The 12,107-nt window shown below is 70.3% G+C and carries 10 protein-coding genes; 6 read left to right on the plus strand and 4 right to left on the minus strand.

Translation table 11 applies throughout. The features are described 5' to 3' along the window. Nucleotides 1-1,102, plus strand: a 1,102-nt coding sequence (locus tag A9X04_RS10245; protein ID WP_304442391.1) for a tetratricopeptide repeat protein, incomplete at its 5' end; no start/stop codon positions are given. A 77-nt stretch (nucleotides 1,103-1,179) separates the two neighbouring features. Here the strand turns inward: A9X04_RS10245 and A9X04_RS10250 are convergent. After that, the gene (locus A9X04_RS10250; protein WP_067919964.1) at nucleotides 1,180-2,031 is read right to left on the minus strand and encodes a DUF559 domain-containing protein; all 852 of its coding nucleotides are present in this window, start codon (nucleotides 2,029-2,031) and stop codon (nucleotides 1,180-1,182) included. Nucleotides 2,032-2,115: 84 nt separating this feature from the next. Between A9X04_RS10250 and A9X04_RS10255 the strand changes: the two genes are divergently transcribed. Next, nucleotides 2,116-3,429: a DUF1800 domain-containing protein gene (locus A9X04_RS10255; protein WP_067919949.1), complete on the plus strand. Its 1,314-nt coding sequence runs from the start codon at nucleotides 2,116-2,118 to the stop codon at nucleotides 3,427-3,429. 12 nt (nucleotides 3,430-3,441) lie between these two features. After that, on the plus strand, nucleotides 3,442-4,623 hold the full coding sequence (locus A9X04_RS10260) for a DUF1501 domain-containing protein (protein WP_067919952.1): 1,182 nt from the start codon (nucleotides 3,442-3,444) through the stop codon (nucleotides 4,621-4,623). On the opposite strand, the gene A9X04_RS10265 is transcribed toward A9X04_RS10260, so the two are convergent. From A9X04_RS10265 to fgd, 3 genes are read right to left on the minus strand one after another with little or no spacing between them, the layout of a single operon-like run. After that, the gene (locus tag A9X04_RS10265) at nucleotides 4,612-5,769 is read right to left on the minus strand and encodes an acetate kinase (RefSeq protein WP_231985698.1); all 1,158 of its coding nucleotides are present in this window, start codon (nucleotides 5,767-5,769) and stop codon (nucleotides 4,612-4,614) included. The genes A9X04_RS10260 and A9X04_RS10265 overlap by 12 nt on opposite strands. Beyond that, entirely contained in the window at nucleotides 5,762-7,840 is a 2,079-nt protein-coding gene (gene pta, locus A9X04_RS10270) for a phosphate acetyltransferase (protein WP_067919954.1), read from the minus strand. Before pta ends, A9X04_RS10265 begins: the two co-directional genes overlap by 8 nt. Then, complete coding sequence (gene fgd / locus A9X04_RS10275; protein WP_067919956.1) at nucleotides 7,833-8,843, minus strand: glucose-6-phosphate dehydrogenase (coenzyme-F420); 1,011 nt, start codon at nucleotides 8,841-8,843, stop codon at nucleotides 7,833-7,835. Before fgd ends, pta begins: the two co-directional genes overlap by 8 nt. A 100-nt stretch (nucleotides 8,844-8,943) precedes the next feature. Between fgd and A9X04_RS10280 the strand changes: the two genes are divergently transcribed. The 3 genes from A9X04_RS10280 to A9X04_RS10290 form a co-directional block, all read left to right on the plus strand. Continuing rightward, entirely contained in the window at nucleotides 8,944-9,684 is a 741-nt protein-coding gene (locus A9X04_RS10280) for an MBL fold metallo-hydrolase (RefSeq protein ID WP_067919958.1), read from the plus strand. Between the two features lie 45 nt (nucleotides 9,685-9,729). After that, on the plus strand, nucleotides 9,730-11,172 hold the full coding sequence (locus tag A9X04_RS10285; protein WP_067919960.1) for an amidase family protein: 1,443 nt from the start codon (nucleotides 9,730-9,732) through the stop codon (nucleotides 11,170-11,172). 12 nt (nucleotides 11,173-11,184) lie between these two features. Next, nucleotides 11,185-12,107, plus strand: a 923-nt coding sequence (locus A9X04_RS10290) for an NAD-dependent epimerase/dehydratase family protein (protein ID WP_156764306.1), incomplete at its 3' end; no start/stop codon positions are given.

The raw sequence follows: 12,107 nt of genomic DNA on the forward strand, positions 1-12,107 counted from the left end.
CACCTCCCGCAACACGCCCATCAGCTGGGCGGACAGCTCCTCCGTGGTGGCCCAGGACACCGAGGTGCCGCGGCCCGGGTTGTCGACCATCTTCAGCCCCAGCCGCTCAACGTTCGGGGTGGACCTGCTGGTCGCGCACACCGACGTCTACCTGGACGGCCAGATCCATTCGGAGCGGTTGACGGCGCGCGAGATCGTGACCGCGCTGCAGGTGCCGCTGGTGGACCCGGCCGACGTCGCCGCCCCGGTACTGCAGGCGACGGTGCTCTCCCAGCCGGTGCAGACCCTGGACTCGTTGCGCGCGGCGCGGCACGGCACGCTGGACGCCGACGGCGTCGAGGTGTCCGAGTCGATCGAGTTGCCGCTGATGGAGGTCCGCGCGCTGCTGGACCTGGGTGACGTGGCCAAGGCCACCCGGAAGCTCGACGACCTGGCCGAGCGGGTGGGCTGGCAGTGGCGATTGGTCTGGTACCGGGCCGTCTCCGAACTGCTCACCGGCGACTATGACTCCGCCACAACGCATTTCACCGAGGTGCTGGACACCTTCCCCGGCGAGCTGGCGCCCAAACTGGCGCTGGCCGCCACCGCCGAGTTGTCCGGCAACGTCGACAATCAGAAGTATTACCAGACCGTGTGGAAGACCAACGACGGGGTGATCTCGGCCGCCTTCGGTCTGGCCAGATGGCTGTCCGCCGAGGGCGATCGCGCCGCCGCGGTGCGCACCCTGGACGAGGTGCCGCCCACCTCAAGGCATTTCACCACCGCGCGCCTGACCAGTGCGGTGACCCTGCTGTCCGGACGGACGAAGAGCGAGATCAGCGAGGAGGACATCCGCGACGCCGCCCGGCGGGTGGAGGCGCTGCCGCCCACCGAACCGCGCGTGCTGCAGATCCGCGCGCTGGTGCTGGGCTGCGCGATGGACTGGCTGGAGGACAACAAGGCCAGCACCAACCACATCCTGGGCTTCCCGTTCACCGAGCACGGGCTGCGGCTGGGCGTGGAGGCGGCGCTGCGCAACCTGGCCCGGGTCGCCCCCACCCAGCGACACCGCTACGCGCTGGTGGACATGGCGAACAAGGTGCGGCCCACCAGCACGTTCTAGGTTTCGTCCGCCCCTTGCGCGATCGCGCGTGCGTCCAGGGCGGCGACACGCCGTACCGCCCCGCCCTGGGCGCACACTCAAAGCCGTGAGCGCACACGCGATTCGCCCAGCGCGGCACGAACCCGCCGCACGATAGCGGCGGGCCGGTCCTCCGCGACCACCCGCACAACGATCCACCCCATCCGCTCCAGCGTTTCCCTCCGCCGAATGTCCTTGACGTATTGCCTTCTGTCGGTTCGGTGTTGGTCGCCGTCGTACTCGACGGCGACCATGGGCTCCTCCCAGCCCAGATCCAGGAAGGCGAACGGGATGCCGTCGGCATCCAACACCGGTATCTGGGTCCGCGGCCGCGGCAGACCGGCGTCGATCAGGAGTAGCCGCAGGTAGCTCTCCCTGGGCGACTGCGCGCCGGCGTCGACCAGGTCCAGCGCTGTCTCCAATCGCCGCAGGCCCGGTGAGCCCGGGTGGCACCGCGCGACGCGCAGCACGTCGTCGGCCTTGAAGCCCGTCGCCCTGGCCAACGCGTCGAGGCGCGCCACGGCCGAGCGCACGGCCCCGCGCCTGCCGATGTCGAAGGCGGTGCGTTCGGGCGTGCTGACGGTGTACCCGCCGATGCTCTGCGTCTCGCCGTCCCGCAGCGCGGCGCGCCGCGTCAGCACCCCGATGGGTGCCCGGGGATTCGTGTGCACCAGCTCGACGGGCACGCCGTCGGGGATCCATTCGGTGCCATGCAGTCTGGCGGCGGCGGCCCCGACGATCGTCGCCCGGCGCCCCGACCACAGCCAGGCCGCCAGGATCCGGGTCTCCAGCGATGGCTCGGCGTCGCTCGAGGCGTAGACGTTCGGGAACACGGCGCGATAGCGCGTTCTCAGCTGATGCCGGGTCACCACCCCGGCCGCCAGCGCCTCGGTGCCGATGAACGGATCCATGCCGGGAACGCTCGCACGCGCGCGGCTGAACACGTGTGCGCCCATCCACAGCGAAAACATAGGTATATGCCGCACAGTTGACGCATGCCCGGCCAGTCCACCGCATGGATCACCACCGCCCGCGTGCTGCGGCGGGCCGGGTTCGGGGTGACCGGACCCGAGGTGGACGCCGTGCTCACCGCGGGCTGGCCGCGGCATGTCGACGCCATGCTCGCCGCGGACCCCGACGCCGACCCGGGCGCGCTCGCCACCCCCATGCCCACGCTGCAGCCGCCCGGCCCGCCCGGGAAGGGCGCCACGCCGGCGGCCCGCAAACGGTACAACCAGCAGCTGACCGAACAGCAGGGCGCGCTGTCCGACTGGTGGCTGCGCCGCATGGTCGGCGTGCGGCAGCCGTTCGGCGAGAAGCTGACCCTGCTGTGGCACAACCACTTTGCCACCTCGGCGCAGAAGGTCCGGGTGGCCGCGTACATGGCCGCGCAGAACCAGAAGCTGCGCACGCTGTCGCTGGGCGACTTCCGCACCCTGGCCTATGCGATCCTGACCGACGCCGCGACGCTGCGCTGGCTCGACGGGCAGAGCAGCACCGCCAAGGCGCCCAACGAAAACCTGGCGCGGGAGTTCATGGAGCTCTTCGCCCTCGGGCACGGCAACGGCTACACCGAGGACGACGTCCGCAACGGCGCCCGCGCGCTGACGGGGTGGGTGATCGGCGCCGACGGGCACACCTCGCTGGCCGCCAAACGCCACGACGGGACGGCCAAGACGCTGTTCGGGCTGACCCGCGACTTCGACGCCGCCGGATTCTGCGATGCCGTACTGGCGCAGCCCAAGTCGGCGGAGTATGTCGCCGGACGGCTGTGGCGGCAACTGGCCTCCGACGACCCGCCGTCGGCCCCCACGCTGGACAGGCTGGTCTCCGCCTACGGACCGGGCCGCGACCTGCGGGCGCTGACCCGGGCGATCCTCACCGCCGACGAATTCGTCGCCGGCCGCGCCACCGTCGTCAACACCCCGGTCGAATGGCTCGTCGGCGTGCTGCGCGCCCTGCGCGTGCCCCTCGACGGCGCCACCGGAAAGTTCGCCGACGCGACGTTGCACGCGTTGGGCCAACGGCCCTTCTACCCGCCGAGCGTCGGCGGCTGGCCGCAGGGCCAGGTGTGGCTGTCCACCGCCAGCGCCGAAGCGCGGCTGCGGGCCGCCGCCCGGCTCGCACACGCCGGCGACCTGTCCGGCATCGAGGGCGCCGCGCCCGCCGACCGCGTCGACGCGGTCGGCTACCTGATCGGCGTCGGAGACTGGTCGGACCGGACCGCCACGGCGCTGCGGCCCCTGGTGCGCACCCCGCCGCGGTTGATCGCGGCCGCCGTCAACACGCCCGAATACCTGACCTCATAGCGAGATCCGACGATGCCCGAGATGAATCGCCGCAAGTTCCTGATCGCCAGCGCCGGCGCCGGCGCGGTCGGCCTGCTCTCCGGCGCGGTGGCGGTCGAGTGGCCCGATTTGATTCGCGCGGCCCACGACCGCCCGCTGGCCGACGGGGCGGGCGTGCTGGTGCTGATCACCCTCGCCGGCGGCAACGACGGGATCAACACCCTGATTCCTTACGCCGACAACGCCTATCACGACGCCCGGCCGGAACTGGCCTACGCCCCCGGCGACGTGCTGCACCTCGACCAGACGCTGGGACTCAACCCCGCGCTCAAGGGCCTGGCCCAGCTGTGGGACCAGCGGCAACTGGCCATCGTGCGGGGCGTGGGCTATCCACGGCCCGACCACAGCCACTTCCGGTCCATGGACATCTGGCAGACGGCGTCACCGGCCGAGCCCGTGTCGACGGGGTGGATCGGCCGCTGGCTCGACGCCACCGGCGACGACCCGCTGCGGGCGGTCAACATCGGGCCCGTGCTGCCCGCGCTCGCGGTCGGGGAAAAGCACACCGCCGCGGCGCTTTCCACGACCCGGTCGCCCGACGAACAGGGCCTCGACGCCTTGATGGGCGCGCTCGGGACGGACGACCCCGGCGACAGCCCGGCGATGGCCGCCGTGTGCAAGTCCTACCGCGCCGCGCGCAGCACCGGCAAGACGTTCGGATCGCTGAAAGCGTCCGGACGCCAAGGCAACTCGCTGTCCGCGCAGCTTGACATGGTGGCCGCCGCCGTGCGGGCGCGCGTGCCGACACGCGTCTACGCGGCGCAACTGGGGGGTTTCGACACCCACGCCGGTGAACGCGACACGCAGCAACGGCTGCTCGGGACGTTCGACGAGGCGGTCACCCGGTTCCTGCGGGACGTGGCCGGCCACAACGTGGTGGTGATGGCGTATTCGGAGTTCGGCCGCCGGGTGCGCGCCAATGCATCCCAGGGCACCGATCACGGCACCGCCGCCCCCGTCTTCGTCGCGGGCACGCCCGTGCGCGGCGGCTTCTACGGCGAGGAACCCGGCCTCACCGACCTCGACGACGGGGATTTGAAGTACACCACCGATTTTCGCGACGTGTACCACGAGCTGCTGGTGCGGACGGTCGGGACCGATCCCACGCCGTCGGTCGGCGCCGGCCGCAAGAGCCTGGGCTTCCTAACCGCCTAGTGCGCTCACACAGTCGCGGGCGATGGCCAACTCTTCGTTGGTCGGGATCACCAGCACGGCGATCGGGGATTCATCGGCGGAGATCTGCCGGGCGCCCTTGCCGCCGCCGAGGTTGCGGCGCTCGTCGAGCACGACGCCCAACTCCTCCAGGCCGGCGACCGCGTCGCGACGCACCGCCGCGTCGTTTTCCCCGATGCCGCCGGTGAAGGTGATGACATCGGTGTGCCCCAAAACGGCCAGGTAGGCGCCGATGTACTTGCGCAGCCGGTGTGTGAACACGCTGTAGGCCAATTGCGCCGCGCCGTCGCCGGATTCGATCATGGTGCGCAGCCGCCGGAAGTCGCGCTCGCCGGCCAGGCCCAGCACCCCCGACCGCTGGTTGAGCATGGACTCGACCTCGTCGACGGTCATGTTCGCGGTGTGGCAGAGGTAGCTGACGATGCTGGGGTCGATGTCACCGCTGCGGGTGCCCATCACCAGGCCCTCCAGCGGCGTCAGGCCCATCGACGTGTCGAGGGGACGCGTGCCGGCGATCGCCGAAGCGGAGCAGCCGTTACCCAGGTGCAGCACAATCTGTTTCAGTCCCCGCAGCGGCCGGTCCAGGAAGTCGGCGGCCTGCTGGCTCACGTACCGGTGCGACGTGCCGTGGAAGCCGTAGCGGCGGATCTTCCAGCGCTCGGCCAGCCCGCGGTCGATGGCATAGGTCGCGGCCGCGGGCGGCATGTCGTGGAAGAACGCCGTGTCGAAGACCGCGATGTGGGGAACGTCGGGCAGCAGCTTGCGGGCCACCTCGATGCCCTTGACCGCGGGCGGATTGTGCAGCGGCGCCAGTTCGGACAGCTCGTCGAGCTTGTCGATCACCGCGTCATCCACCGGTGTGGGCCGGTAGAAGGTGTTGCCGCCGTGCACGACTCGGTGGCCCACGGCCACCAGGCCGCAGGCACGCAGGTCGATGCCCTGCTCGGACAGCGTGTCGAAGGCCTGACGCAGCGCGGCGTCGTGGTCGCGGACGGGGGACGACCCCTCGCCGATCCGCTCGACGTTCCCGGTCGCCCGGGCCGCGCCGGAGTCGGGGTCGAGCAACTGGTATTTCAGCGAGGACGACCCGGAGTTGATCACCAGCACAACCCGGCCGGCGCTAGCCACGGATGCCCTGCGCCTGGATCGCGGTGATGGCAATGGTGTTCACGATGTCTTCGACCAGCGCGCCGCGGGACAAATCGTTCACCGGCTTGCGCAGGCCCTGCAGCACCGGCCCGATCGCGATCGCCCCGGCGCTGCGCTGGACGGCCTTGTAGGTGTTGTTGCCGGTGTTGAGGTCGGGGAAGACCAGCACCGTGGCGCGGCCGGCCACCGGCGAGTCGCGCAGCTTGGTGGCCGCGACGGACGGCTCTATCGCGGCGTCGTACTGGATGGGGCCCTCGACCGGCAATTGCGGTGCCCTGAGCCGGACCAATTCCGTTGCCTTCCTGACCTTGTCGACGTCGGCCCCGGTGCCCGATTCGCCAGTGGAGTACGACAGCATCGCAACCCTCGGCTCGATGCCGAACTGCGCCGCGGTGCGCGCGGAGGAGATCGCGATGTCGGCCAGCTGTTCGGGCGTCGGGTTCGGGATGATCGCGCAGTCGCCGTAGGCCAGCACGCGATCGGGCAGGCACATCAGGAAGATGCTGGACACGGTGGAGACGTCGGGGACGGTCTTGATGATCTCGAAGGCGGGGCGAACGGTGTGCGCGGTGGTGTGGGCGGCGCCGGACACCATGCCGTCGACCATGCCGTTGTGCACCAGCATGGTGCCGAAATACGTTGCATCGCGCATGATTTCGCGGGCATGCTCGACGGTGACGCCCTTGGCCCTGCGGAGTTCTGCGTACTGGTCGGCGAACCGGAAGCGCAGGTCGCTGGTGAGCGGGTCGATCACGTGCGCACCGTCGAGGTCCACTCCGAGTTCGCCCGAACGCTGGCGGATCTGCGCCTCGTCGCCGAGCACGGTGAGGTCGGCGACGCGGCGCTGCAGCACCCGGCCGGCCGACCTGAGGATGCGATCGTCGTCGCCCTCGGGAAGGACGATGTGCTTGCGATCCGAACGCGCCTGCAGGGTCAGCCGGTGGATGAACATCTGCGGCGTGGTCACCGTGGGTATCGGGATGGCAAGCTGCGCAAGCAGGTCCGAGACGTCGACGTAGCGGTCCATCAGCTCCAGCGCGGTGTCGATCTTGCGCTGCGAGCTGGCCGTGACGCGGCCCCGGGCGGCGGCGGCCGCGCTCGCGGTGTCGTAGGTGCCCAGCGTGGTACCGATGATGGGCAGTCGCAGCCGCAGCCCGGCGACCAGCGAAGCGATCGACGGATGGAGCCGGAAGCCACCGTTGAGGATGATGCACGACAGCGACGGAAAGCCTTCGGCCGCATGGGCGCTGGCCACGGCGAGCACCACGTCCGAGCGGTCACCGGGGGTGATGACCGCCATGCCGTCGCCCAGCCGCTCCAGGACGTGGTCGGCGGTCATCCCGGCGACCAGCACGCCGGTGACCTCGCGTTCCCGCAGCGATTCCTCACCGCTGACGGGCGTTCCGCCGACGGCCTTTTCGAGTTCGGCCACCGTCGGCGCGGACAGCAGCGGTTCTTCGGGCAGCACGTAGCTGCGCTGCGGGAAGGCCTCCAGCGCCTCGGCGACCTCCCCCAGCCGCGCCGGTTCGCAGCGGTTGGCCACCACCGCGGCGGTGTGGGCGCGCTGGGCGGCCAGCTCGGCCAGGCACACCTCGACGACGCGCGCGATCTCCTCGGGGGTGCGGCCCCGGCCGCTGACCGTGAGCAGTACCGGCGCCCCGAGGTTGACCGCGATGCGGGCGTTGACCGACAGCTCGGCCGGCCGGGCGACGTCGGTGTAGTCGCTGCCCACGATCACCACCGCGTCGCAGTCGTCGGCCATCGCGTGGTAGGCGTCGACGATGGTGGCGATCGCGGTATCGGTGTCTGCGTGCAGCTGCTGGTACGTCACACCGAGGCACTGCTCATAGGGCACGCCCGCGGTGGTGTGCTGCAGCAGCAGGTCCAGGATGTAGTCGCGGTCCTTGCCGTCGGTGACCCGCGTGATGGGACGGAACACGCCGACCTTGGCGACGGTCGCCGTCAGCCGGTGCAGCAGCCCCAGCGCGAGCGTCGACTTGCCGGTCTCCGGTTCCGGAGCGGCGACGTAGATCGCGGACGGTTCAGCCAAGTCGCCGCAGCCTGGGGGCCAGGTCCTTTTCGAAGAGGTCCAGGAACCGGCGCTGGTCGTGGCCGGGGGCGTGGAACACCAGGTGGTTGAGCCCCCAGTCGACGTACTGCTTGACCTTCTCGACGGCCTCGTCGGGATCGGACGCCACGATCCAGCGCTTGGCGACCTGCTCGATCGGCAACGCGTCGGCGGCCTTTTCCATCTCGATCGGGTCGTCGATGCTGTGCTTTTGCTCGGCGGTCAGCGACAGCGGCGCCCAGAACCGGGTGTTTTCCAGCGCCAGCTCGGGATCGGGGTCGTAGGAGATCTTGATCTCGATCATCTTGTCGATGTCCTCGACGGATCTGTCCGCGGCCGCTGCCCCTTCTAAGACGGCCGGAATCAGCTTGTCCTTGTAGAGCTCCTCGCCCTTGCCGGAGGTGCAGATGAAGCCGTCGCCGGCCCGCCCGGCGTACTTGGCCACCGCCGGGCCGCCGGCGGCGACGTAGATCGGGACGCCGCCCTCGGGCACGTCGTAGATCGAGGCGCCCTTGAGCCGGTAGTAGTCGCCGTCGAAGTCGACGCGGTCGCCGCGCCACAGCTCGCGCATCAGGCGCACCGATTCGCGCAGCCGGGCGAACCGCTCCTTGAACTCGGGCCACTCGCCCTCGTATCCGGTGGCGATCTCATTGAGCGCCTCGCCGGTGCCCACACCCAAAAAGATCCGGTCCGGGTACAGGCAGGCCATGGTGGCGAAGGCCTGTGCGATGACGGCGGGGTTGTAGCGGAAGGTCGGCGTGAGCACCGAGGTGCCCAGCACGATCCGCTCGGTGCGTTCGCCGACGGCGGTCATCCAGGCCAGCGAGAACGGGGCATGCCCGCCCTCGTGCCGCCACGGCTGGAAGTGGTCGCTGACGGTTGCGCTGTCCATGCCGTGACCCTCAGCGGCCACGGCGAGTTCGACGAGTTCACGCGGTGCGAATTGCTCGGCGGATGCCTTGTATCCAAGTTTCAGTTCAGCCACGGGTCATTTCTACTCCTAGGTTGACGGTCGCGACCCGCCGCGCCCGGCTTCGCCGCGCTTGCGATCACTACTCGCGGCGATCGCTCCTACACTCGCGGGCATGGCGCAGCTGGTTCAGGTCACCGACACCGTGTACCTCGCTCAGGAGCACGCCGTGAACTGGACGTTGGTCGTCGACGGCACCGGCGTCATGCTGATCGACGCCGGCTATCCCGGGGACCGCGAGGACGTCCTGGGCTCGCTGGCCAAGCTGGGCTACCGGGTGGCCGACGTGCGCGCCGTCCTGTTGACCCACGCCCACATCGACCACCTGGGTTCGGCGATCTGGCTCGCCGGCGAGCACGGCGTGCCGGTGTACTGTCACGCCGACGAGGTGGGGCACGCGAAACGGGAGTACCTGGAGCAGGTGTCGACTATCGATGTGGCACTGCGCATCTGGCGCCCGCGCTGGGCGAGGTGGACGGCCCACGTGGTCCGCAGCGGCGGCCTGATCCGCGACGGCATCCCCACCGCCCAGCCGCTGACCGCCGAGGTGGCCGCGGGCCTGCCGGGCCAACCGCGGCCCGTCTTCAGCCCCGGCCACACCAACGGGCACTGCTCGTACCTGGTCGACGGCGTGCTCGTCAGCGGCGACGCGCTGATCACCGGCCACCCGCTGTTACGCCACCGCGGGCCGCAGCTGTTGCCGGAGATTTTCAGCCACAGCCAACGGGATTGCCTCCGCACCCTGTCCGCGCTGGCGCTGCTCGACACCGAGGTCCTGCTGCCCGGGCACGGCGACGTGTGGCGCGGACCGATCCGGGAGGCGACCGCCGCGGCGCTCGCGCTGGCCGGCGCCTGACGACGTGGGCCTACACTCGGTTGGGGTGGGCGCGAAGGGGCACGGATGACCACCGTCGATATCCAGGGCCTGGCCTTCGCCGGCGTGGCGCGGCAGGCGCGCTTGGTGCGCGATCGTGAGGTTTCTCCCCGCGAGTTGGTGGCGCTCTACCTGGAGCGGATAGCCGAACTGGACCCGGCGTTGAACGCATTTCGCGTCGTGCTGGCCGAGCAGGCGATGGCAGCGGCCGCACACGTCGAACGGCGGCTGGCCGCCGGGGAGATGCTGCCGCTGGCGGGCGTGCCGATCGCGGTCAAGGACGACACCGATGTGGCGGGGGTTTCGTCGATGTGCGGCACCGGGATTGACACCGGGCCGGTGAGCAGCGACAGCGCGGCGGTGCGGCGCCTTCGGGCCGCCGGGGCGGTGATCATCGGCAAGACGCATCTGCCCGAGTTCGGTGCCGTCCCGATGTGCGAGTCGCCGACGTGGGGCGTGACACGCAATCCGTGGCGACCGAACCGGACCACGGGGGGCTCCAGCGGTGGTTCGGCGGCTGCGGTGGCGGCCGGCATGGTGCCCGGGGCGCTGGGCACCGATGGGGGCGGCTCGGTTCGCATTCCGGCCGCGTGCTGCGGGGTGGTGGGCCTCAAGGGCCAGCGCGGCTGGATCAGCACCAAGCAATCACCCGAGCGGGCCTATCGATTCCACGGGCTGCACCACATCGGAACGCTGGCCCGCAGCGTCGCCGACGCGGCGCTGCTGCACGACGCGATGGCCGGCGCCGAGCCCGACGACGAGATCGCCTCGGTGTCGCCGGCACCTCCGTTGACGGACGCGGCGGCGGGCCCACCGCGCCGGCTGCGGATCGCGATGTCGTTCAAACCGGTGATTCCCGTGCCGGTCAGCGAGGAGGTGCGCCGGCCGGTGTTGGAGACGGCCGAGTTGCTGCGCTCGCTCGGTCACGAAGTCGTTGAGCGTGATCCGGTCTACCCGCTGCCCGCGATTCTCTCGATGTTCGCGCTGATGATGCACGGGCTCGCCGAGGAAATCGAGCGGCTGCCCACACCGGAGCTACTGGAACGGCGGATTCGGGCCGAGGGCCGCACCGCCCGGATGATCCCCGACTGGCTGGCTCACCGCGCGCTGGCCGCCCGCGACCGCATGAGCGAGCGTGGGCTGCGGCCCATCGCCGATTGCGACGTGCTGATGACGCCGGTGCTGGGTAAGCCGCCGGTGCCCGTCGGGCACCTCGACGGGTTGGGCCCCACGCGCGCCATGGCGCGGGTGTTGGCGTTCATGCCGTTCACCCCGCCGCAGAACTACACCGGACAACCGGCCATGTCGATTCCGGCCGGGATCTCGGCCGGCGGCCTGCCCGAAGCGGTCCATCTGGTGGGGCGGCCCCACGATGGGTCAACATTGATTTCCCTTGCCGCGCAACTGGAATCAGTGCGCCCGTGGGCGCAGCGCCGTCCACCGGCCGCGCGGTACCCCACACCGGCTTAGGGCCAACTCGCGATGGCACACGCTGTGATAACCGGAGCAAGCGGGCTGCTGGGATCCAATCTGACCGCCGAGCTGATCGCGCAGGGGCACGCCGTCACCGCCACCCGGCGCCCGAGCACCGATACGAGTTCACTGGCCGACCTGCCGGTCAAGTGGGTCTGCGCCGACCTCGGCTCGGTCGCTGATCTACGCGACGTGTTCGCCGATGCAGAAGTTGTATTCCACTGCGCCGCATGCGTTTCGACCAGGAGACGGGTCACACCGGCGATCTCGGCCGTCAATGTCGGCGTGACGCAAGCTGTCGTCGAGGCCGCGATCGCCACCGGCACCCCGCGCGTCGTGCATACCTCGACCGCGAACACGATCGGACCCGAACCCGACGGCGCACCCGCCGACGAGCAGACCCCGTGGGGGTGGGACGAAGCCGGGCTGGCAGGGGCCTACCCGGTCACCAAACGGCGCGGTGAGATCCTGGTGCAGCGGGCCTGCGACAAGCTGGACGCGGTCATCGTCAACCCCACATACCTGGTCGGCCCGCGCGACGCCAGACCCAGTTCCGGCCGGCTCATCGTCGAGATCGCCAACCGCAGAATTCCCTATTGGACACCGGGATACAACAATTTCGCGGATGTGCGCGAGGTGGCGCGCGGCATGATCGCCGCCTGGCTGCACGGGAAGCGCGGCGAACGCTACATCCTGGGTGGCCAGGAGTTGACGTATCGCGAGTACATCGATCGAGTGGCGCGAATCGTCGGGGTCGACCCGCCGCGTAGACGGTTGCCCTATCCGGTCGCCTGGATCGGGGGTAAGGCCGGCGACCTCCTCGAGGTCGTCACCCGTCGGGAAACCACGGTGAACTCGATGTCCGTCGGATACGCGTTCACCGACCTTTACCGCTACCGCAGCGACAAGGCGGTGCGAGAACTGGGCTACGT

Source organism: Mycobacterium sp. E3247, assembly GCF_001667785.1.
Classification (GTDB): domain Bacteria; phylum Actinomycetota; class Actinomycetes; order Mycobacteriales; family Mycobacteriaceae; genus Mycobacterium.

Bases quoted from the DNA above. Each gene is read 5' to 3' on its own strand.
- A9X04_RS10280 (WP_067919958.1), top strand. From the start codon at position 8,944: ATGGCGCAGCTGGTTCAGGTCACCGACACCGTGTACCTCGCTCAGGAG.
- A9X04_RS10250 (WP_067919964.1), bottom strand. From the start codon at position 2,031: ATGGATCCGTTCATCGGCACCGAGGCGCTGGCGGCCGGGGTGGTGACC.
- A9X04_RS10285 (WP_067919960.1), top strand. From the start codon at position 9,730: ATGACCACCGTCGATATCCAGGGCCTGGCCTTCGCCGGCGTGGCGCGG.
- A9X04_RS10260 (WP_067919952.1), top strand. From the start codon at position 3,442: ATGCCCGAGATGAATCGCCGCAAGTTCCTGATCGCCAGCGCCGGCGCC.
- A9X04_RS10255 (WP_067919949.1), top strand. From the start codon at position 2,116: ATGCCCGGCCAGTCCACCGCATGGATCACCACCGCCCGCGTGCTGCGG.